Source organism: Aliiroseovarius lamellibrachiae, assembly GCF_018599245.1.
Taxonomy (GTDB): Bacteria; Pseudomonadota; Alphaproteobacteria; order Rhodobacterales; family Rhodobacteraceae; genus Aliiroseovarius; species Aliiroseovarius lamellibrachiae.
Genome location: NZ_JAHEVJ010000002.1, coordinates 114,958 through 135,417, shown reverse-complemented (window position 1 = coordinate 135,417; position 20,460 = coordinate 114,958). Strand labels below are relative to the sequence as shown.

Sequence of the window (20,460 nt, the reverse complement as noted above, 5' to 3'; positions counted from 1 at the left end):
AGACATTCTGCAACCTATTGAAACTGAGGAATAAGATGACACGATGTGCTTGGGTTGGCGATGAAGCGATCTATCAAAATTACCATGACAGCGAATGGGGTGTGCCGGAATATGACGGTCGCGCGTTGTGGGAGAAGATGATTCTCGATGGGTTTCAGGCCGGCCTCAGTTGGATCACCATCCTAAAAAAGCGCGAGAATTTCCGCGACGCCTTTGCTCAGTTTGACCCAGAAGTGATTGCCGGGTGGGGTGAGGCCGAAATCACAGAGCTGTTGGGCAACCCCGGCATCATTCGCCACCGCGGCAAAATCGCGGCCACCATCAGCAACGCGCAGGCCTATTTGGATTTGGGCGGGGCCGAGGCGTTTTCAAAGCTGATGTGGGATTATGTGGGCGGCGCGCCGATGATCGGCCACTACGCCACACATTCCGAGGTGCCGACCGCCAGTGACCTCAGCATGCAAATTTCAAAAGATCTGAAGAAATCGGGGTTCAAATTCTGTGGCCCGACGATTGTTTATGCGTGGATGGAGGCCTGCGGGCTTTTCATGAACCACACCACAGATTGTGATCGCTACGCCGTGCTTAGCGCAGCCTCTTCAAAAGGCTGACGCTGGGCACACCGGTTTCACGCAATCCCTGTGAGGCTTCATAAGCGCGGATCGCCGCGCGGCCCTTTTCCCCAATCACCCCATCGGCGCGACCGGCATTAAATCCGGCCGCATTCAGACGGGTCTGAAGCGCGACACGTTCTTTGGTCGACATGCCCCACGGTTTTTTCGGATAGCCCGATCGAAACGGACCTTCGCCCGCCAAACGGTCCGCCAGATGCCCCACGCCAATCGCGTAGCTGTCGGCGAAATTATAGGTCTTGATGATGTGAAAATTGGGATAAATCATCAAGATAGGCCCTGTGGGACCGGCGGGCAGGATCAGCGCACCCTTGCGCGATCCCTTTACGGCGCGACCACTTGCGCGGGTCACGCCCAGCTTTGCCCAGTCTGACATTTTGCGCGGATACACCCGGCCCGTCAGCGCCAAATCAAACCCTTTGGGCAGTTGCACTTCCTCGCCCCAACGCGGCCCTTTGGACCAACCATTTGTCTTGAGGAACTTCGCGGTCGAAGCCAGCGCATCTGTGGGATCATCGGACCAAATATTGCGCCGCCCGTCGCCGTTGTGATCGACCGCGTGTTTCAAATAAGACGAGGGCATGAACTGCGTATGCCCCATTGCGCCCGCATAAGATCCGCGCATTTTAGCGGGGGAAATGTCGCCCGATTGCAGGATTTTCAGCGCGGCCAAAAGCTCTTTTTCAAACTGGTCCCGCCTGCGCCCTTCATAAGCCAACGTGGCCAAGGCGGAAAGGGTTGAGGTCTTGCCACGAAAGCCGCCAAAACTGCTTTCCATGCCCCAAATCGCCACGATAATCTCTTTCGGCACGCCGTATTTACGTTCGATTTGGGCCAAAAGAGTCTTGTGTTTTCTCAGCTTGGCCTGCCCGTTTTTGATCCGCGAAGGGGCCGCGGCGGAGGAGATATAGAACTCCAGCGGTTTGGCCGTTTCCGCCGGTTTGCGGTCTGACTTGATCACGCCCGACAGGTATTGTGCGCCGTTTAATGCCTTTAGCGTGGCCGGTTTGATCCCCGCACGGGCGGCGCGTTTTTTGAACCCGGACAGCCAGCTTTGAAAGCCCGCATTGGCAAGGGCTGCGCGCGGCGCAAGGGCCAAACCTGTCAACCCTGCTAAAATCAAACGTCTGGAATACATCAATAAATCTCCGCCCTATGTGGGCAGCATAATCGAGATATCGTCAGATGAATAGACAATGAAGAACCGCGGCGGAACCTCGCTTGTGGGGACAAAACAACGCCTACCCGCTACATCCGGTTTTCCTCGAACCCCGGCGTGCCCGCCTTTTCCGGGTTCCGTTTCACGTCGATGCGTTTAAGCATTTCAGTGGAGCCGCCCCTGCCGTCATGTCGCCAACCGGGCGGTTTGATCGCGTAATTCCAGCGGTCATACCACGTCACACCGGGCTGGGTCCAATCCTTGAAAATCGCCACCCATTCATGAAAGGCCACCCGCAGCGGGTTGAAGGTGCCAATGTTGTGCACCAACCCGTAATCCACCGGCTCGTCGCGTTGCTCGGGGACAAATGTGCCAAACATCCGGTCCCAAATGATGAACACGCCCGCATAATTGGCATCCAAATAGCGCGCATTGCGGCCGTGGTGCACGCGGTGGTGCGAGGGCGTGTTCATCACCGCCTCAAACCAACGCGGGCATTTATCAATGGCTTCTGTGTGGATCCAGAATTGGTAAATCAGGTTCAGCCCGCCGACGAAAAAAATCATCGCCGGGTGAAACCCCATCAGCACCAATGGCGCGCGCACGATCATCATCAAGGTGAACGTCCCGGTCCAGGTTTGCCTGAGCGCCGTGGTCAGATTGTAATGCTGACTGGAGTGGTGGTTCACATGGCTCGCCCAGACCCAGCGGATCCGGTGGCCAAACCGGTGCACCCAGTAATAACGCAAATCATCCAGCACAAAACAGATCGCAATCACCCACCACGCATGGCCCAGATCAAGCGGCGTGATCGCCCAAAGCGCCATGAAAAACCAATAGGCTATGAACCCGACCAAAAGACCGGACACCACGGACCCGACTCCCATGAAAAGGCTGGTCATCGCGTCCTGCGCCTCGTACCGCCCACCGCGTTTTTTATAAAAGATCCAAGCCATTTCCAGCGCAATTGCCAGCACAAAAAACGGCGTCGCCAAATCGGTTACATTCGGAAAATCGAGCGTCATTTCAGCCCCTCTTCAATCTGCGCACGCCACGCGGCGGCCTCATCCGGGGTCAAATGCAGCACAACGGACGGCGCTGCAAAATCGTTAAATTTCAGGATCAAACCTTTGGGATGTGCCTGAACATCTGCGCCCGCCAGATCGTGGCTTGTCGCATCCAACCCCATCACCCACATAACACCCCAACCACGACGCGACCGCACCAAAGCCGCCTGCCCGCTTTGGGCCACGATCACCTCTTCGGCGGGGGCGGTGACATTGTCGGCCCCCCATTCGGCGCGCGCAATCGCGCCGTCCGCCAGCACAAGCGTTTGGTCGAATTTCATGATCCGCATCATGACGTAGACGGCCAACAGACCCACCACGACAATTGATGCCATAACCTCTAGCGGCATCCCGTTCTCCCTGATCAGCCCCACCTTTTCGGTGGTGTTTGAGAGAATATGGCCCGCCTCACAGGCGCCCTGTCAATATTTCCCAAAGGTCAGCGCCAGATCTGGCTCTTTTTCTTGTGGGAAATATCCTGGGGTGAGCGAGCTTGCCTCGCGAGGGGCAACGCCCCTTATTTGCGCTAAAACGGCAGGGGGCGCCTAGCCCTCAATCAACGCTTGAAGAATGGCCTTGGCGCTGTCGGACGCCCAATCCGCATCACCGCGCATCCGGGCAATCTCTTGCCCGTCGGGGTCAAGGATCACCGTGACAGGCAAGCCAAACACACCCATTTGACGCGCGAGGTCTTGGGGTTTGTCCAGCAAGATCGGCAGGGATTCGACGCCGACCTGATCAAAGAATTTCTGGATCGCTGGCACCAGATTGCGCCCCGTGGCGACCGGCACCACGGCAAAGCGCTCTCCGCTCAACTCGCGCGACAGCGCGTCAAGGGCAGGCATTTCCTTGCGGCACGGCGCACACCATGTGGCCCAGAAATTCAACAGCACATATTTACCGCGATACTCGGTCAAATCATGCGCGCCGCCTTCTGTGTCCAGAAAACTGGCCGTGCCTGCCGGTTTCGCGACCGTATGGATCACCAGCTTTTTCATGTCCCCTTCGCGCAGCGCAGCCACATCAACGGGATCTGCAAAAGCGGTATTTGCACCAAGTGCTAAGGACGCGTATAGCAGGGCGGAACGCAAGACAGACATGAGACCTCCGAGGGGCTTACCAAATGAGTGACAGCACGAAACCTGCAAATGCCCAAGCAAACGCTCAAGCAAACGCCATGTGGGGCGGCCGTTTCAGCGCCGGTCCAGACGCCATCATGGAAGCGATCAATGCATCCATCGGCTATGACCAGCGCATGGCCCGACAAGACATCGAAGGCTCGCGCGCCCATGCCGCCATGTTGGCCGCCACAGGCGTGATTACAGATAGCGATGCTGACGCCATTCGTGAAGGCCTGCTCACGGTCTTGTCAGAGATCGAAGGCGGCACCTTCCAATTTTCCACGGCCCTTGAAGACATCCATATGAATGTCGAAGCGCGCCTGAAAGAGATCGTTGGCGAGCCCGCAGGCCGTTTGCACACAGGGCGTTCGCGCAATGATCAGGTTGCGACCGATTTTAAACTCTGGGTGCGCGACCAGATGGACGCCGCCATTGATGGGCTGACAGCGGTCATTCGCGCGCTTTTGTCGCAAGCGGAAAAAGGCGCTGATTGGGTCATGCCGGGGTTCACCCACCTGCAAACCGCGCAGCCTGTGACCTGGGGCCATCACATGATGGCCTATGTTGAGATGTTTGGCCGCGATATTTCGCGTTTTCGCGACGCGCGCAAACGGATGAACGAAAGCCCCTTGGGCGCCGCCGCTTTGGCGGGCACCTCGTTTCCGATTGACCGTCACATGACGGCGGAGGCCTTGGGTTTTGACCGCCCGGCCGCCAACTCTCTTGATGCGGTGGCGGACCGTGATTTTGCGCTGGAATTCCTATCCGCGTCCTCAATCACAGCCATGCACCTGTCGCGTTTGGCCGAAGAATTGGTGATCTGGTCGTCGGCGCAGTTTCGCTTTGTGCGCATGTCTGACAAATGGTCCACCGGGTCGTCGATCATGCCGCAAAAACGCAACCCCGACGCGGCCGAGTTGTTGCGCGCCAAAATTGGCCGGATCATGGGCGCGTCTGTGGGCTTGATGACGGTGATGAAGGGCCTTCCGCTGACCTATTCCAAGGACATGCAGGAAGATAAAGAACAGGTGTTTGACGCCGCCGACAGCCTGATGCTGGCACTGGCCGCGATGTCGGGCATGGTCACGGATATGGAAGCGCAAACTGACAGCCTTGAGGCGTCAGCGTCATCCGGGTTCTCAACCGCGACCGATCTGGCCGATTGGTGCGTGCGCACGCTGAACATGCCGTTCCGCGACGCCCATCATGTGACCGGATCTTTGGTGGCGATGGCGGAAAGCAAGGGCTGCGATCTGCCGGACCTGACCCTTGCCGACATGCAATCGGTGCACGGCGAGATCACGCAAGACGTGTTTGACGTGTTGGGCGTGCACAACTCCGTCGCCTCGCGCACATCCTATGGCGGCACCGCCCCCTCGGAGGTTCGCAAACAGGTGGCGCGCTGGAAAGAGGTGTTGGCCGAAGGGGCTGAGGCATGATCCGCATCGCCCTGATCCTGACCCTTCTTGGGCTGGCTGGGTGTGGGGCTGATGGCGACCCCATCCGCCCCGGATCTGCCGAGGATGTGGCGACCAATTAAGCCGCCAATCCCCGAAAAAAACGTCCTAAGCGCCGGTTCGGATTATCCCCATGAGCCGGCGCAATCATATCTTGGGCTGAAGCCGCCAAAAAGAACTCCAGTGGACCCCATATTCGCCTGGCCGTGAGCGGTTTGAGCACCTTGAGCACCGCACGCAACAGCCCCGCGGGCAGATGTGATATATTGGGTGGTTTTCCCAGCGCCTCAAACGCCAGACGGGCAATGTCATCCATCGACAGAACCTCTGGCCCGCCGATTTCGATATCCGTTTCACCATCCTTTAATGCCTGCACAATTGCCTCGGCCAAATCGGCACCATGAATGGGGTTTAGCCGCACCGATCCATCCCCGACCAGCCAGATCCGTCCGGATTTTGCCATGTTGAACACTTCGGCCAGATCCGAGAAATACCCGCCTGGGCGGATCACCAAAGATGCGATGGGGGCGGATTGCAGCGCGGTTACAAAACGGGTTTTGGCCGCGACCAACTCTGACGCCATTCCCCCACGGGTCAACACATGCACATAGGCAAATTTCGCCACGCCTGCGGCCGTCGCGGCCTCAAGCAAGTTCAGATTTGCGCGGTAATCCACATCGTCGTAACTCAGCTTGTCACTTTGTTTGGTCAGCCCAAGCGCAGAGATGACCACATCGGCACCCTGAAAGACACCACGCAGGCTGTCGGGTTGGGTGGCTTCGGCATAGATCACCCGCACATCGGCGGGAAAAGTCACCTTGCTGCTGGGACGCATGATCACTGAGACCTGATCACCATTCGCGCGCAAAGCTGTCACCAAATGCTGGCCCAAATACCCCGTGGCCCCGGCCACAATCACATGTGTCATTGTACGAATCCTTTTAATGACTTTCGGGTCATAAATAAAGAATTGCTTTTATGACCGTCAAGTCATTAAAAGAACTCAGGAGGAGCCATGCCCAAAATCGTCAACAAAGAAGAGATGCGAGACGCCATTTTGACCGCCGCAGAAACCGTGTTTTTGCGCGATGGTGTCACGCAGGCAAAAATGCTTGATATCGCAGCGGAAATGGGCGTCGCCAAAGGGACAATCTATCTCTACTTCCCGTCAAAAGATGCGTTGATCAGTGCCCTTGTCGACCGCTTCTTTCAGTCCGCACATAAACGCCTGTCGGGGCTTCCAGTGCCCGCTACGGTCGGAGAATTCCAAGATATGTTGCTGCAATTGCTCGAGGAACACAGCCCGGTGCAGTCAGAGCTTTTGCGGTTTTTCACCTTGTTTGGCGGTGCGTTGAAGGATCCAAAAATCCTTGCGCCCCTCAAGGGGTTTTTTGACGCTTTTGCGGACTATCTGGCGACGGTTCTTCGTGATCTTTGCCCAACCTTACCCGACCCGATTGGCACCGCCCGTTCATTGGTTGCTGTTTTCGACGGATTGACGCTGCACCGGGGGTTGTTTGGGCATAATCCCACAGCTGACACCACAAAACGCCTGATCGCGGCCCTGCTTCACACGTCTTGACGATTGAAAGCACGGGGCCTTTGGGCTAGGGCAGGATCAGCGCTGACAGATCACAAGACGAAAAGGGCAAGCCCGTGGATCATTTCCTTTATCGCGAGGGCGTCTTGCACGCCGAAGACGTTGCCATCACAGATATTGCGGCCCAAGTGGGTACGCCGTTTTACGTCTATTCCGCCGCCACGTTGAAACGTCACATCGGGCTTTTTAACGAAGCGCTGGCGTGGGCGGATCATCTGGTGTGTTTTGCGGTGAAGTCGAATTCCAACCTCGCGGTGCTCAAGCTTTTGGGCGACATGGGGGCGGGGATGGATGTGGTGTCGGGGGGCGAATTGCGCCGCGCGGTGGCGGCCGGTGTGCCCGGTGATCGCATCGTCTTTTCTGGCGTCGGCAAAACCCGCGAAGAAATGAAATTGGCGCTAAGCCACGACATCCGCCAGTTCAATCTGGAAAGCGAACCGGAATACCGCGCGCTGTCTGCTGTCGCGTCTGAAATGGGTGTGACAGCACGGGTCGCTGTGCGGGTGAACCCGAATGTGGATGCCAAAACGCACGCGAAGATTTCCACCGGGAAGTCGGACAATAAATTCGGCATTCCCATTGCTCGCGCGCGTGAGGTTTACGCCGAAATCGCCGCGCTTCCGGGTCTGAAAGTGGTGGGCATTGATGTGCATATCGGGTCGCAACTGACCGAGTTGGAGCCCTTTCGCCTTGCCTATCAAAAGGTCGCGGAGCTGACCGAAGCCTTGCGCGAAGATGGCCATGACATCACCCGGCTTGATCTGGGCGGCGGGCTTGGCATCCCTTATGAACGCTCAAATGAGGCGCCGCCGCTGCCGATTGAATATGGGCAAATGGTGCAAGACACCGTTGGTCATCTGGGGTGTGAGATTGAGATTGAACCGGGGCGTTTGGTGTCGGGCAATGCCGGGATCATGGTCAGCTCGGTCATCTATGTGAAAGAGGGCGAGGGTCGTGATTTTCTGATCATTGACGCCGCGATGAACGACCTTGTCCGCCCGGCAATGTATGAGGCGCACCACGATATCATCCCGGTGAACGAGGCCACGCCCGGCGTTGATCAATCGGAATATGACATCGTTGGGCCGATTTGCGAAACTGGCGACACCTTTGCCAAATCCCGTAATCTTGCCCCGCTGAAGGACGACGATCTGGTCGCTTTTCGTTCGGCTGGCGCATATGGCGCGGTGATGGCATCCGAGTATAACTCGCGGCCATTGGTTCCCGAGGTTTTGGTGTCTGGCGATCAATTTGCAGTCATCCGCGCACGTCCCACCTATGAAGAAATGCTCGCTCGCGATACGATCCCAGAATGGATCTGATCGAAATGGGGTGACATGACCCGGCAAAACTTTCCACCAAAGCTGGCTTCTGAACTGGAGCGAAGGCTGCGCTGGCCCCTGCGTTTGACTAGGGCCGGTTTGGGTGTGGAGCGGGCATGGCAAGCGTTTTGGCCTTTGGTCACGGTCGGTCTGATCGGCTTTGCCATTTGGCGGTTTGTCGGGCTTGGCACGGCATCCTTGGGCATTTTCGGCGTTCTGGCACTGGCCACTCTGGCCGGGGGCTGGCGGCGGTTTTCTTGGCCAGACGCAGAATTAAGTGAGGCGCGCGTAGATGCCGCTTTGCCCGGCGCACCTTTGGCGGCTTTGCGCGACACGCCGGTCCCGCAAGGCAGTGATCCAATTTCACAAGAGATCTGGGACGTTCACCAAAACCGCATGGCCAGGATTGCCGGTCGCGCGCGCGCCGTGGCCCCCGATCTTCGCGTCGCCACCAAAGACCCATATGGGCTGCGTTTGATGGCCTTGGTGGCCGCCGTGATGGCGGTCGGATTTGCAACACCGCCCCCCGCAACCAAAGGCGCCTCGCCAAGGGCAGCATGTGCGGATTGCGCTGTGGGTGTAACGTGGGAAGGGTGGATTGAACCGCCCGCGTACACCGGCCACCCCAGCCTTTATTTAAACGACCAACCGGCGGGTTTATTGCCCGTTCCTGTGGGCAGCCAGCTGACCCTTCGTCTTTATGGCGAGGTCGCGCACAGCATCATTGGTGGCGATCTTTTGGCGGAGATTACGTGGCCCAAAGAGGGCGACACAGACACTTCGGCGCCGATTGAACTGCGTCATCGTATCACCCAAAACGGCAGCTTACAGCTTGGACCAGACGGGCCGGTTTGGCGTCTGTCAGCGATTGGCGATCAGCCCCCCGGCATTCGCGCGGATGGCGAAATGACCTTTGATGTCTCGGGCAATTTCACCCAAGGGTTTGTCGCCACTGATGACTATGGCGTGACACAAGGCGAGGCGCGAATTGCCCTGAACCTGAACGGAGTCGACCGGCGTTATGGCTTGGCGCCCCCCCCTGATCCTCGCCCGGACCTAACCGTGGATTTACCCCGCCCCTATCGCGGCGACCTGCGCCAGATCGACGAAATTTGGGAAGAAAACCTGATGGAGCATCCTTGGGCCGGATTGCCCGTGTCCATCACGCTGGTGGCCCATGACGGCGCGGGACAAATGGGGCTGGCCGATCCAATCACAAGACCGCTCCCCTCCCGTCGCTTTTTTGCACCCTCCGCGAAAGCGGTGATTGAGATGCGGCGTGATCTTTTGTGGGCACGCGCGGGGGCGGCACGGGTGGCGCTTATTCTGCGTGCCGCACTGCACCGCCCTGCGGATTTATCGCTGCCGGATGGGGTTTATCTGTCCCTGCGCGCGGTTATTCGCCAATTGGAGCAGGCAGGGGAAAAGGGGCCCACCCCGGCGCTTCAGGAAGACCTGGCCGCCACCCTTTGGGACATTGCCGTTCAGATCGACGAGGACGGTTTGGGCGATGCGCGCGAACGTCTCACGCGGGCGCAAGAGCGGTTGGAACAAGCGATTGAAGAAGGGGCTACGCCTGAAGAGTTGGCCGAACTGATGGATGAGCTGCGCGACGCGACCCAAGACTATCTGGACCGGCTGGCGCAATCCCCTGAGGCGGACCAAGACAGCCCGGATGGGGCGGACGCGCCACAGATGGAAATGACCGCCGCCGATCTTCAGGCGATGATGGATCAGATCGAGCAGATGATGCGCGAAGGGCGCATGGAAGAGGCAATGCAGATGCTTGATGCCCTCAAGCAAATGATGGAAAATATGCAGGTCACCCAAGGGGATAATCCCAGCGGCAGCCAAGCGGCGCGGGACGGATTGTCAGAGACGTTGCGCGACCAGCAGGGTCTGTCGGATGAGGCGTTTCGCGATCTGCAAGAACAATCCGGGCAAGGCAATGAGGCTGGATCCAGCGACGGAAACACCGGGCGTGATGGCGGTCAGGGACGCGGGCAAAGCCACTCGGGCGACGGGGGCGAACAGGGTGAAAACGGCCAGCAAGGTGCAGGACTGGCCCAGCGGCAGCGCGATTTGCAACGGGAGTTGGAAGAACAGCGGCGACAATTGCCCGGTGCTGGATCAGAGGCCGGAAACGCCGCCCGCGATGCCTTGGGCGAGGCTGGGCGTGCGATGGGGGATGCAGCAGATGCGTTAGATCAGGGCGATTTGTCTGGCGCCCTGGACCGTCAGGCCGAAGCGCTTGAGGCCATGCGCGAAGGGATGCGCCGGTTTGATGACGTGATGGACAATCAGCAAGCCAACCGCGAAGGGCAACAGGGGCAGGCAGGCACCGAAAGTGGACGTCAAAACGCGCGGGATCCCTTGGGACGTGACAGCGGAGCCCAAACCGGGCGCTCGGCCACCGATGGGGGATTGGCCGACCGCGAAGACCTGCGCAAGCGGGCACAAGAGCTGGCGGATGAATTGCGCCGTCGGTCTGGGGATGTGACCCGGCCCGAAGATGAGCGTGAGTATTTAGAGCGGTTGTTGGAGCAGTTTTGAGGGGTGGGATAAGGGGCTTTGCCCCTCGGCTTGCAGCCTCACCCTAGGATATTTGGGACAAGAAAAAGGCGTGGCGTCAGAACCGTTTGCGGGCTGACAAAGCCGCGGAAATTGTGCCTTCATCAAGGTAATCCAACTCGCCGCCCACAGGCACACCCTGGGCAAGGGTCGAGATGACACAGCGGCCTTCCAGCTCTTCGGCCACATAATGCGCGGTGGTTTGGCCATCCACGGTGGCGTTCAGCGCGAGGATGACTTCGGTCACGTCTTCGTCGTGCACCCGTTGAACAAGGCGCGGAATACCGAGGTCTTCTGGCCCGACCGCATCAAGCGCGGACAGGGTGCCGCCCAGCACATGATAGCGCCCTTTGAAAATACCCGCACGTTCCATCGCCCAAAGATCCGCCACATCCTCAACCACGCAAATCTCGCCGGTGGCGCGTTTGTTTGAGGTGCAGATGTCGCAAACATCTGTGGTGGAAACATTGCCGCAGGTCACGCATTCGCGGGCGGTTTCGGCCACCGCTTGCATCGCATCCGCCAAAGGCGTCAGCACCAATGCGCGTTTTCGGATAAGGTACAGCACCGCGCGGCGGGCCGAGCGTGGCCCGAGCCCCGGCATTTTCGCCATCAGCTCGATCAGGTTCTCGATATCGCGCGGGGCCTCTGACATTAAAACGGCAGGTTCATGTCTTTGGGCAGGCCAAGACCTTCGGTCAGTTCCGCCATTTCGCGTTGCGAACGGTCCGCCGCTTTGGCTTGTGCGTCTTTGATGGCGGCGAGGATCAGATCCTCGACCACTTCTTTTTCCGTTGGGTTAAAGATGGTGGGGTCAATGTCGAGCCCGGTCAGCACGCCTTTGGCGGTTGCGGTGGCTTTGACCAGCCCGGCGCCGCTTTCACCGACCACGGTCATGGTTTCAAGCTTGTCCTGCATCTCGGCCATTTGCGTCTGCATTTCTTGCGCTTTTTTCATCATGCCGGCCATATCGCCAAGCCCGCCCAGTCCTTTGAACATTGGATGCTCCTCACGTTTCAACTTGGGTGTTAGATACGGATCGCTGTGTCGGGTTACAAGGCGTCCGCTTAGTCTTCCTCAAACGGATCCCATTCATCCTCGACCTCTTGCAATGCCTCTTCGGCGGCGTCATTGGCAAGGTCTTCGGCGGAGCGGATGTCGGTGATTTTGGCCTTGGGAAAGGCGGAGATTACGGCCTGAACCAAGGGATGCGTTTCCGCAGATTGGCGCAGGGCGAGTTTTTCACCGTCGCGCACTTCGACAATCGTGGGTTCCTCGCAGCCGTTGACCAGCGTGACGCCCCAGCGCACCCCGGTCCAACCGTGCAGACGTTGGGCCAGCCGTGCCGCAAGGTCTTTGGGCGCATCGGGCGTGGGGGTGAATTCAATCCGGCCTGGTTGGTAAGCCGCAAGACGCACGCCGCCTTCCACCTCGACCAACAGCTTTACGTCGCGGTTGGCGCGGATCAGTTCCAGCACGTTTTCAAAGCGCGCAAATTGCGCCAAAGCGTTTTCCGGCACCTCAGCCACGGCCAGTGCCGTTGGGCCAGATGTCGCCCCACCTGACCCCATCGGACCGGAGGGCATGTTGCCAGAGGGTTGACCGCCGCCGCCGTTTGGCATCGGTGCGCCACCGGACCCGGACGGCCCCGCAGGCATCGGCGGCGGAGTGGTGTCTTTTAGCTTTTTCACCAGCTCTTCTGGGGTTGGCATATCCGCCACATGGGTCATGCGAATGACAGCCATTTCGGCGGCCATCATGGCGTTTGGCGCATGGGAAACTTCTTCAATTGCGGTCAAAAGCATTTGCCACATGCGCGCCATCACCCGCATCGGCAGCTTTTCGGCCATTGCCTGTCCGCGCGTGCGTTCATCCGGCGACACGGTGGGATCTTCGGCGGCATCGGGGGTGATTTTGATCACGCTCACCCAATGCGCCACTTCGGCCAGATCACGCAGCACCGCCATCGGGTCGGCCCCGTCGGAATATTGCTCGCCAATTTCCGTCAGCGCACCAGCCGCATCGCCGCGCATAATGAGGTCAAACAGATCCAGCACCCGGCCCCGATCCGCGAGCCCCAGCATCGCGCGCACTTGGTCGGCGGTGGTTTCCCCCGCCCCGTGGCTGATCGCTTGATCCAGCAGCGATTGCGCATCACGGGCGGAGCCTTCGGCGGCGCGGGTGATGAGTGCCAGCGCGTCCTCGGCAATCTCAGCGCCTTCGGCCGTGGCAATCCGGCGCAGCATGGCGATCTGATCTTCCGGTTCAATCCGGCGCAGATCAAACCGCTGACAGCGCGACAGAACCGTGACCGGCACTTTGCGGATTTCGGTGGTGGCGAAGATGAATTTCACATGGGCGGGGGGTTCTTCGAGGGTTTTGAGCAGCGCGTTGAACGCACTGGTCGACAGCATGTGAACCTCATCGATGATGTAGATCTTGTAGCGCGCCGAGGCCGCGCGGTAATGCACGCTTTCGATGATTTCACGAATGTCGCCCACCCCGGTGCGCGAGGCGGCGTCCATTTCCATCACATCCACATGGCGCCCTTCGGCAATGGCCACACAGTTTTCGCATTTCCCGCAGGGTTCAACCGTCGGCCCCCCGGTGCCATCTTCGCCGACACAGTTCATGCCCTTGGCGATGATCCGCGCGGTGGTGGTTTTGCCGATGCCACGAATGCCTGTCATCACAAAGGCTTGCGCAATCCGGTCGCTTTCAAACGCGTTTTTCAGCGTGCGCACCATCGCCTCTTGGCCAACCAGATCGGCAAAGGTTTCGGGGCGATATTTGCGGGCAAGAACCTGATAGGGTTGGGCGTCCTTGGCGGGTTCTTCAACAGGTGGTGAGAGCGTGTCGGACATGTGGTCTTTCTGAGCCGGATTCGTACGGTATGCGTTCCGGGCCAGATTAGGCATCCCGACCGCCCGCGTCCACCAAAGAACGCCGCCGCAGCTTGGCCTTGCCCCGCCCCCATGTTAGACCCGCCGCATGAGCGAGACATTTACCATCCACGCGTTGCAGGTTGGGGCAGGCCAGTTGGGCCTTTGCCCCCTGCCCGGTCGCTTTGGCCGCTACGCCGACGATTTTGCAATCTTAGAAAGCTGGGCGCCCGATTTGGTGCTGACCATGACACAAGACAGTGAAATGGCGGCAGAAGGCGCGGCCACTTTGGGTGACGACCTGCAAGACCTCGATATCAGTTGGTATGCGCTGCCGATCACAGATTTCGGCGCACCGTCCAAGGATATCATTGCCGCCTGGCCCGAGGTATCGATGCTGGCGAATGCGATCTTGAAATCTGGTGGCAAAGTGCTGGCGCATTGCCGCGGCGGCTGTGGCCGGTCGGGCATGATGGCGATGCGGTTGATGGTGGAAATGGGCGAGGCGCCTGACACGGCTTTGGCGCGGCTTCGCGCCGTGCGGCCCTGTGCGGTCGAAACCGAGGAGCAACAGCTCTGGGCCGCTGCTCCCCATTTGTCCGGGGTTTAACGCCCCTTTTTGTGATGCGCCCCTTTCAGGGTGGAATGCACCATTTTGCCAAACGCTTTGTCGCGCGCGCGCGATTGGGCAAGGCTTTGATTGTTGCGCTCATCCTCTGCCGTCAGCTTGCGCCAACGCGTCAGACGGTCCACCTCCAGATCCCCCGCCGCGATGGCCGATTGGACCGCACATCCCGGTTCCGTATCATGTGCGCAGTTGGAAAACTTGCACTGGCCCGCCAGTTCAACCACGTCTTCAAACAGCGCGTTGATCCCGTCTGTTGCATCCGCCAGCCGAAGCGCGCGCATCCCCGGTGTGTCGATCAACCAGCCACCGTTTTTCATCGGTCGAAGCGAACGCGCGGTGGTCACATGGCGGCCTTTGGCGTCGTCTTCACGAATGCCGCCCGTTGCGGCCTCGATCCCCGTCAAACCATTGGACAAAGTGGTTTTTCCCACGCCAGAGGACCCCAAAAGGGCGGCGGTTTGCCCCGGTCGCACCCATTGTTCCAATTGCGCCACCGCCTCTTCGGTACGGGCATCCACGGTCAGAACGGGCAAGGCCGGGGCCAGCCGTTCGGCTTGGCGCATCAGGCTGCGTGGGTCGTCACATTCATCGGATTTGGTCAGCACCAAAACAGGAAAGCACTCCGCCTCCGCCGCAAGCGCCATATAGCGTTCCAGCCGGGCCTCGTTGTAATCGGCGTTGCACGAGCTGACGACAAACAGCGTGTCGACATTTGCGGCGATCAGCTGCACGCGCACATCGGTCCCGGCGGCGCGGCGTTTTAAGATCGTTTTGCGGTCAAACAAAGCGATCACGCGGAAAAGATCATCCACGGCCACCCAGTCGCCGACCACAAATTCCCCGGTTTCACGATCCGGGTGAAGGGTTTGGGGGCCAGCGGCGCCCAATCCCAAAAGCTTGTCACGGCGCACCTCGATGATACGAAACATCGCATCCTCAGTGATGTCAGTGTCGAGATCACCCGCGAGTTCGTGTGTTTGTTGTGCAAAATAGTTGGACCATCCCAGGTCCTTAAGAGTGTAGGTCATTGTGTTGCCTGCTTCAAAAATTCACAGCTTTTTCGGACACCGCAAGGCGCGATGGCAAAAAGGTGGATCAGGCAGAAATCGCGCAAGTGCGGATCAGAATGACGCTGCCTGAAGGGTGTGCATGACAATCATAAAGTCCCTCCATCTGGCGTTTATGCTCTCGGCGAAACGGTGTTTCACCTGTCGCCGTCAAATCCTTCGGATGTTGACGTGGGTGAGAGGCTGATCACGACCCAAGCGGGGCTCGTTGTGGCTGCTTCCTTCCGGATCTGACCAGGTTGGCGAGGCGCCTGCCCGCGCCAACCTCTCAGGCGTTGATATAGGCGGGGTTTGGGCCGGATGCAAGCCCAAGGCACATCAAAGCATCAGTTCAAATTGCGCAAACCCATAGCTGTCTTTTTCATCCATCGCCCGGATATTCAGCCACGATGCCTCGTTCAGACAGGCCGCCGCACTTGGCGCGGAAGGGAATTGCACCGATGCGCCGTCAACAGGCACAAACGACCATTGCGGTTCTTCCACCAGTTCGACCCGTTCAACGTCCTGAATATAGTGGCGCACGAGGTCGCGGATCGACATTGGTTTCACTGGGACGATTCGATCGGAGTTGATGGTCGGAAAGCCGCCGCCACCACGAATGCGAAAATCGCTGGTCGCCAGAAGGAATTCATCATGGTCGCGAACCGGTTTGCCAGCAAAAGCCAGATCCGCAATCCGCCCCGCCTGTTCATTTTGCAACCGCCCGGTGGGGGTGAATTGCGCGGGCTGGGACAGATCAATCCGGTAGTTGAGGCCGAAGACGCTTTCCAACAGATAACCAGGTGTGCTTGCGTCCTTAAGCGCCTGACAACGCTTGCCCGGTTCAACCTGATTAAACACACTCACCGCGCGTTCCAGCCAGGCCCGCAAATAGGCCCCATTGGCGCGCACCAAGGCAAGTTCATTCGGGAACATGTAAAGGTCAGCAACCGATCGCAAGGTCAGCTCGCCGGGGTGGATGGCCGTGTAATATCCCGGCCCGCCAAGCCCCCCGCATTTAAAGGCGGCAGATGAGGCAAGCACCGGCAGATCGGGGGCGGCCCCTGCGTCGATCAGCTGCTGGGTAAAAGATGTCATCGCCTGTTGCACCAACCGGGTGGATTGGTCGGCCCCGATGAGGGCAAAATAACTGTTCAGGTTTTTATGCACATAGCCAACCCGCGTGCGGACATGCATTAACGTGCTTTCGTGCAGTTGTCCCAGCAGTTCAGAAAACTCGGGCGTGACCGGTTCAATCGCTTGGCTATCCTCATTGTTGACTTCCCTTAACGACGACGCGGGGGCGGCCCCGGCCGGCGAGACAACGGCCCACCCATCCGGGTGCTCTTCCAAGTCCAGATCAATCACCCCAAGGTGGGATCCCCAAAACCCCGGAATGGCCACTGGCACACCGTGAACCAGCCCCCGCGTGGCATCCACTTCGGCCTGATCAAACCATTGATGTTCCGATGGCGGCGTGCCGTTTTCAGGGCGCGGGAAAATCTGGTGAGAGTGCCCGCCGATGACCGCATCAATTCCGTCGATTGCACAAAGCGGCACAACTGCGTTTTCCATCCCCTCGGTATGGGTCGCATCGCCGATGCCCGTGTGCGCCACCGCCACCACAAGATCGACCCCTTTGGCCCGCAGTCGAGGCACAAAGGATTTCGCCGCTTCAATAATGTCACGCGTTTGCGGGGCGAGGGCTTGGTCAGCGCCTGCGTGGATCGAGTTTGGCGGCAAAAAGCCGATCACCCCGATGCGCACCAATTGCCGTTCGCCAAAACTGTTTTCAAAGGATCGGTTGAGGATGGTGTAGGGCGGCACAAATGTACTGTCGTGAACCGGGCGGTCGCCCTTTTCAAACACGGTGTTGGCCGAAACGATTGGAAACTCGGCCTGTTCAATGGCGGATAAAAGCACATCCACGCCGCGGTCAAAATCATGATTTCCCAAGGTCGCCGCATCATAGCGCAGGTGGTTCATCGCCGCGATCATTGGGTGCACGGGGCCGTCACCCTCAGCCTCGCCGTCTGCACTATGCGCGCTGTCCACGACGAAATCCCCCATTGCCGTTCCATGCAGAAAGTCACCCGCATCCAACAGCAAACAATTGCGTTCTTCCATCCGGGCCTGTTGAATAAGTCTGGCGGTCTGCGACAGGCCCCAGCGTCCGGTGGGTAGATCCGTCAGATAGTCATAGGGCAAGATATGCATATGCAAATCAGTGGTCGCCAACAGGCGCACACGCATCCGACAGCAGTCAGCGTGGTGGTCCGTCCGGTCGTTCTGATCTGCCAAGGCATCCGCCACGCCTTTGCACCTTTCCCATTACCTGAAGCTGCGTTAGGCATTCAAAAGGCCTTTCGCAGCGTCGAGATTATTGTTTTGCAACACCAGCTTATCGTCGATCTGCGACACTCACCAGCAAAAGATGAGTGAAACCGTCAAACTCTACTCAAGGATGTTCCTTTCCTATGTTAATAAATGCGTAATCCTGGCTCATCCCTTCGGTAAAACACGGAAATAGTTATGAAATTATCTGAAACTGTAAGTCTTGGCGCTGGCCTTCTTGATCGCGCCGCCACCGTAAGGTCCGATCAGGCGCACCTGAAAAAGCTGCAAAAAACCGGGCAGTTCCTACCGATTTGGCGGGGCAAACCTTTGGTGAAAACAGACCACCAAGGGGCGCGTGCCCTGGTGATGGTTGGCGAAACGCATCCGATCATTGCAAAACGCAATACCCCCCCGGTTTTCCTTGGGCTGTCCGACGGACACGCCATTTTCGCCTGCAATATTCCCGATTGGGAAGAGGCAAGCTCAGATCTGGCAAACACATTTTTGGACACTGAAACATATCCCCATCCGCAGGCAGATGCCGACGCTGGGTTTATGGAAATCCGAATGATGTTGACCGCGCTGTCCCCCAAAGAGGCCGAGATTGCCGCCACCGCCCGCGCCATTTTGGAATGGCATCGCAGCCATCAATTCTGTGCCGCCTGTGGCGAGAAATCCGACATGGCGCAGGCCGGATGGCAACGTAATTGCCCTGCCTGTGGCCGGTTCCATTTTCCGCGCACCGATCCCGTGGTCATTATGCTGATCACCCACGGAAATCGCGTGTTGCTGGGGCGTTCGCCGGGCTGGCCGGATGGGATGTATTCCTTGCTTGCTGGGTTCATGGAACCCGGTGAAACGATTGAGGCCGCGACCCGTCGCGAAGTGCTGGAAGAGACCAACATTCAGGTCGGCGAGGTGTCTTATCTTGCTTCGCAACCGTGGCCATTTCCTGCGTCCCTGATGATTGGCACCCAAGGCGAAGCCCTGACCGATGAGATCACCTTGGATCCGCACGAGTTGGAAGACGCCTTGTGGATCACCCGCGAAGAAGCAATGACGTCCTTTGCCGGTGGAAATCCTGATCTATTGCCCGCACGCCCCGGCTCAATTGCGCATTTCTTGTTGCGAAACTGGCTTGCGGATCGGCTCGATTAAACGCAAGTTAAGGCACGCAAAATATAGCGTGGGGCTTACCCTGCGTCACCATCTACTGAGAGGCAAACATGAAGTTCACCACCCGCGAAGATATCGCAGCTGACATCGAACATGTCTTTGCCTCTGTGTCCGATTTTGATGGTCTGGAACGGGCCGCGCTGCGACGGGGGGCAGAGGTTGTACGCACCGACCATCTGTCGGCGCCGGGCGCGGGCATGTCTTGGCAAGCCAAGTTTCCGTTTCGCAACCGGGACCGCGAGGCCAATATGAAGCTGATCGGATATGATGCGCCGCACGGGCTGACGTTGTTGTCAAAAGTGTCGGGGATCGAGGCAACTGTTCTGGTTGAATTGATGGCCTTGTCACCGAACCGCACCCGTCTGGATCTGGTTCTTGACCTGAAACCGAAATCCATTCCTGCGCGACTTTTGTTGCAATCCATGAAGCTGGCGCGTGGAAATATGGTGAAGAAATTCCGCCGTCGGGTCGCAGATTTTGCGCAGAACATTGAAGATCAGGCCAAATCGCGGGCCTGATCTGATCGCGCAGCGAATCGCCTGTGCATCACACCCTGTTCCGTCTTGGGTTTTAATCCCGGCTTGGGTCGCGCGGGTAGACACCTAGAATATCCACCGTTTCGGTGAAGTGATCCAACTCGTCCAACGCCCGCTTCACATTCGCATCATCTGGGTGGCCGTCAATATCGGCGTAAAACCGGGTGGCGGTGAAGGATCCGTCGACCATATAGCTTTCCAGCTTGGTCATGTTCACACCGTTGGTCGCAAACCCACCCATCGCTTTGTAAAGGGCGGCGGGAATGTTGCGGACCTGAAAGACGAAAGTTGTGATCATGCCGTGATCGCCGCGCCGCGTATGATTGGGTTCGCGGCCCATGACCACAAAGCGCGTTGTGTTATGGCCGTGATCTTCGATATCTTCGGCCAGGACCTCCAACCCGTAAATTTTCCCCGCCAGGGATGAGGCCAGGACGCCTTCATTTGCCACTTTGGTTTTGGCCAGCTTGCCCGCCGCCCCGGCGCTGTCCGCCGCTGCGATCCCTTTGATCCCATGTGATTTCAGGAAGTTGGCGGATTGCGGCAGCAGCACAAGATGCGCACGCACCTGATGGATGTCGCTGATTTTGCTGCCGGGCAGCCCCAACAGGCTGATGCGCACGCGTACAAATGCTTCGTCCAACACATGCAGCCCGCTTTCGGGCAGCAGGCGGTGAATGTCAGCCACGCGGCCATAGGTCGAGTTTTCAATTGGCAGCATCGCCTGATCGGCAGCACCAGAGCGCACCGCGGCAATCACGTCTTCAAATGTCTCACACGGCATCGGCTCAAGATCCGGGCGTGCCGCGATACAAGCCTCGTGTGAATAGGCGCCAGGGTCCCCCTGAAATGCGATCCGACCGGTCATTTGTGCCACTCTCCTGCGAATTAGCTGCATTACACCCGTAGTGCGGCGTCATATCGCT

At 58.5% G+C, this 20,460-nt stretch carries 19 protein-coding genes and 1 other RNA gene; 8 read left to right on the top strand and 12 right to left on the bottom strand.

The window, feature by feature from the left end; genetic code table 11:
* Nucleotides 1-35 precede the first annotated feature (35 nt).
* Nucleotides 36-611: a DNA-3-methyladenine glycosylase I gene (locus KKW20_RS04050; protein WP_214566285.1), complete on the top strand. Its 576-nt coding sequence runs from the start codon at nucleotides 36-38 to the stop codon at nucleotides 609-611.
* On the opposite strand, the gene KKW20_RS04045 is transcribed toward KKW20_RS04050, so the two are convergent.
* The 4 genes from KKW20_RS04045 to KKW20_RS04030 form a co-directional block, all read right to left on the bottom strand.
* Entirely contained in the window at nucleotides 586-1,770 is a 1,185-nt protein-coding gene (locus KKW20_RS04045) for a lytic murein transglycosylase (RefSeq protein ID WP_246534439.1), read from the bottom strand. The two genes, KKW20_RS04050 and KKW20_RS04045, sit on opposite strands and share 26 nt — an antisense overlap.
* Nucleotides 1,771-1,880: 110 nt before the next feature.
* The gene (locus KKW20_RS04040; RefSeq protein ID WP_214566282.1) at nucleotides 1,881-2,816 is read right to left on the bottom strand and encodes a sterol desaturase family protein; all 936 of its coding nucleotides are present in this window, start codon (nucleotides 2,814-2,816) and stop codon (nucleotides 1,881-1,883) included.
* Entirely contained in the window at nucleotides 2,813-3,208 is a 396-nt protein-coding gene (locus KKW20_RS04035; RefSeq protein WP_214566281.1) for a hypothetical protein, read from the bottom strand. The genes KKW20_RS04040 and KKW20_RS04035 overlap by 4 nt, the downstream gene beginning before the upstream one ends.
* A gap of 195 nt (nucleotides 3,209-3,403) precedes the next feature.
* Nucleotides 3,404-3,958 (bottom strand): TlpA family protein disulfide reductase, encoded by a 555-nt coding sequence (locus KKW20_RS04030; protein ID WP_214566280.1) that lies wholly within the window; start codon nucleotides 3,956-3,958, stop codon nucleotides 3,404-3,406.
* A 23-nt stretch (nucleotides 3,959-3,981) separates the two neighbouring features.
* Here KKW20_RS04030 and argH point away from each other — a divergent pair, with 23 nt between their 5' ends.
* Entirely contained in the window at nucleotides 3,982-5,418 is a 1,437-nt protein-coding gene (gene argH / locus KKW20_RS04025) for an argininosuccinate lyase (RefSeq protein ID WP_246534438.1), read from the top strand.
* A gap of 97 nt (nucleotides 5,419-5,515) precedes the next feature.
* On the opposite strand, the gene KKW20_RS04020 is transcribed toward argH, so the two are convergent.
* Nucleotides 5,516-6,364: an SDR family oxidoreductase gene (locus tag KKW20_RS04020; protein WP_214566279.1), complete on the bottom strand. Its 849-nt coding sequence runs from the start codon at nucleotides 6,362-6,364 to the stop codon at nucleotides 5,516-5,518.
* Between the two features lie 87 nt (nucleotides 6,365-6,451).
* Here KKW20_RS04020 and KKW20_RS04015 point away from each other — a divergent pair, with 87 nt between their 5' ends.
* From KKW20_RS04015 to KKW20_RS04005, 3 genes are all read left to right on the top strand, one after another.
* Complete coding sequence (locus tag KKW20_RS04015; RefSeq protein WP_214566278.1) at nucleotides 6,452-7,018, top strand: TetR/AcrR family transcriptional regulator; 567 nt, start codon at nucleotides 6,452-6,454, stop codon at nucleotides 7,016-7,018.
* A 74-nt stretch (nucleotides 7,019-7,092) separates the two neighbouring features.
* Entirely contained in the window at nucleotides 7,093-8,358 is a 1,266-nt protein-coding gene (gene lysA / locus KKW20_RS04010) for a diaminopimelate decarboxylase (protein ID WP_214566277.1), read from the top strand.
* Nucleotides 8,359-8,373: 15 nt separating this feature from the next.
* Nucleotides 8,374-10,911 carry a TIGR02302 family protein gene (locus KKW20_RS04005; protein ID WP_214566276.1) on the top strand — a complete coding sequence of 846 codons (2,538 nt, stop codon included), beginning with the start codon at nucleotides 8,374-8,376 and terminating at the stop codon, nucleotides 10,909-10,911.
* A 76-nt stretch (nucleotides 10,912-10,987) separates the two neighbouring features.
* Here the strand turns inward: KKW20_RS04005 and recR are convergent, their stop codons facing one another.
* The 3 genes from recR to KKW20_RS03990 form a co-directional block, all read right to left on the bottom strand.
* Nucleotides 10,988-11,584 carry a recombination mediator RecR gene (gene recR / locus KKW20_RS04000; RefSeq protein WP_214566274.1) on the bottom strand — a complete coding sequence of 199 codons (597 nt, stop codon included), beginning with the start codon at nucleotides 11,582-11,584 and terminating at the stop codon, nucleotides 10,988-10,990.
* A complete protein-coding gene (locus KKW20_RS03995; RefSeq protein WP_214566272.1) occupies nucleotides 11,584-11,928 on the bottom strand; it encodes a YbaB/EbfC family nucleoid-associated protein in 345 nt (114 codons plus the stop codon). The genes recR and KKW20_RS03995 overlap by 1 nt, the downstream gene beginning before the upstream one ends.
* Nucleotides 11,929-11,996: 68 nt before the next feature.
* Complete coding sequence (locus KKW20_RS03990; protein ID WP_214566271.1) at nucleotides 11,997-13,793, bottom strand: DNA polymerase III subunit gamma/tau; 1,797 nt, start codon at nucleotides 13,791-13,793, stop codon at nucleotides 11,997-11,999.
* Nucleotides 13,794-13,920: 127 nt separating this feature from the next.
* Between KKW20_RS03990 and KKW20_RS03985 the strand changes: the two genes are divergently transcribed.
* On the top strand, nucleotides 13,921-14,421 hold the full coding sequence (locus KKW20_RS03985) for a phosphatase domain-containing putative toxin (RefSeq protein ID WP_214566270.1): 501 nt from the start codon (nucleotides 13,921-13,923) through the stop codon (nucleotides 14,419-14,421).
* Here the strand turns inward: KKW20_RS03985 and rsgA are convergent.
* From rsgA to KKW20_RS03970, 3 genes are all read right to left on the bottom strand, one after another.
* Nucleotides 14,418-15,467 (bottom strand): ribosome small subunit-dependent GTPase A, encoded by a 1,050-nt coding sequence (rsgA, locus tag KKW20_RS03980; RefSeq protein WP_214566269.1) that lies wholly within the window; start codon nucleotides 15,465-15,467, stop codon nucleotides 14,418-14,420. The genes KKW20_RS03985 and rsgA overlap by 4 nt on opposite strands.
* Nucleotides 15,468-15,679: 212 nt before the next feature.
* Nucleotides 15,680-15,777: signal recognition particle sRNA small type (ffs, locus tag KKW20_RS03975), an RNA gene on the bottom strand.
* Between the two features lie 47 nt (nucleotides 15,778-15,824).
* On the bottom strand, nucleotides 15,825-17,798 hold the full coding sequence (locus tag KKW20_RS03970; RefSeq protein WP_214566268.1) for a bifunctional 2',3'-cyclic-nucleotide 2'-phosphodiesterase/3'-nucleotidase: 1,974 nt from the start codon (nucleotides 17,796-17,798) through the stop codon (nucleotides 15,825-15,827).
* Nucleotides 17,799-18,017: 219 nt separating this feature from the next.
* On the opposite strand from KKW20_RS03970, the gene nudC reads away from it, so the two are divergent.
* Together nudC and KKW20_RS03960 are read left to right on the top strand one after the other, a co-directional pair.
* Entirely contained in the window at nucleotides 18,018-18,980 is a 963-nt protein-coding gene (gene nudC / locus KKW20_RS03965) for an NAD(+) diphosphatase (protein ID WP_214566267.1), read from the top strand.
* Nucleotides 18,981-19,048: 68 nt separating this feature from the next.
* Entirely contained in the window at nucleotides 19,049-19,516 is a 468-nt protein-coding gene (locus KKW20_RS03960) for an SRPBCC family protein (protein ID WP_214566265.1), read from the top strand.
* A 52-nt stretch (nucleotides 19,517-19,568) separates the two neighbouring features.
* Here KKW20_RS03960 and KKW20_RS03955 read toward each other — a convergent pair whose 3' ends face one another.
* Nucleotides 19,569-20,402 carry a prephenate dehydratase gene (locus KKW20_RS03955; protein WP_214566264.1) on the bottom strand — a complete coding sequence of 278 codons (834 nt, stop codon included), beginning with the start codon at nucleotides 20,400-20,402 and terminating at the stop codon, nucleotides 19,569-19,571.
* Nucleotides 20,403-20,460: the final 58 nt, after the last annotated feature.

Excerpts from the sequence above, each read along its gene's own strand:
- KKW20_RS03955 (WP_214566264.1), bottom strand. The coding sequence starts at position 20,402 with ATGACCGGTCGGATCGCATTTCAGGGGGACCCTGGCGCCTATTCACAC.
- argH (WP_246534438.1), top strand. The coding sequence starts at position 3,982 with ATGAGTGACAGCACGAAACCTGCAAATGCCCAAGCAAACGCTCAAGCA.
- KKW20_RS04045 (WP_246534439.1), bottom strand. The coding sequence starts at position 1,770 with ATGTATTCCAGACGTTTGATTTTAGCAGGGTTGACAGGTTTGGCCCTT.
- KKW20_RS04005 (WP_214566276.1), top strand. The coding sequence starts at position 8,374 with ATGACCCGGCAAAACTTTCCACCAAAGCTGGCTTCTGAACTGGAGCGA.
- KKW20_RS04050 (WP_214566285.1), top strand. The coding sequence starts at position 36 with ATGACACGATGTGCTTGGGTTGGCGATGAAGCGATCTATCAAAATTAC.
- recR (WP_214566274.1), bottom strand. The coding sequence starts at position 11,584 with ATGTCAGAGGCCCCGCGCGATATCGAGAACCTGATCGAGCTGATGGCG.
- KKW20_RS03960 (WP_214566265.1), top strand. The coding sequence starts at position 19,049 with ATGAAGTTCACCACCCGCGAAGATATCGCAGCTGACATCGAACATGTC.
- KKW20_RS04040 (WP_214566282.1), bottom strand. The coding sequence starts at position 2,816 with ATGACGCTCGATTTTCCGAATGTAACCGATTTGGCGACGCCGTTTTTT.
- KKW20_RS03985 (WP_214566270.1), top strand. The coding sequence starts at position 13,921 with ATGAGCGAGACATTTACCATCCACGCGTTGCAGGTTGGGGCAGGCCAG.
- KKW20_RS04030 (WP_214566280.1), bottom strand. The coding sequence starts at position 3,958 with ATGTCTGTCTTGCGTTCCGCCCTGCTATACGCGTCCTTAGCACTTGGT.
- KKW20_RS03990 (WP_214566271.1), bottom strand. The coding sequence starts at position 13,793 with ATGTCCGACACGCTCTCACCACCTGTTGAAGAACCCGCCAAGGACGCC.
- KKW20_RS04020 (WP_214566279.1), bottom strand. The coding sequence starts at position 6,364 with ATGACACATGTGATTGTGGCCGGGGCCACGGGGTATTTGGGCCAGCAT.
- KKW20_RS03995 (WP_214566272.1), bottom strand. The coding sequence starts at position 11,928 with ATGTTCAAAGGACTGGGCGGGCTTGGCGATATGGCCGGCATGATGAAA.
- KKW20_RS04015 (WP_214566278.1), top strand. The coding sequence starts at position 6,452 with ATGCCCAAAATCGTCAACAAAGAAGAGATGCGAGACGCCATTTTGACC.
- rsgA (WP_214566269.1), bottom strand. The coding sequence starts at position 15,467 with ATGACCTACACTCTTAAGGACCTGGGATGGTCCAACTATTTTGCACAA.
- nudC (WP_214566267.1), top strand. The coding sequence starts at position 18,018 with ATGAAATTATCTGAAACTGTAAGTCTTGGCGCTGGCCTTCTTGATCGC.
- KKW20_RS04035 (WP_214566281.1), bottom strand. The coding sequence starts at position 3,208 with ATGCCGCTAGAGGTTATGGCATCAATTGTCGTGGTGGGTCTGTTGGCC.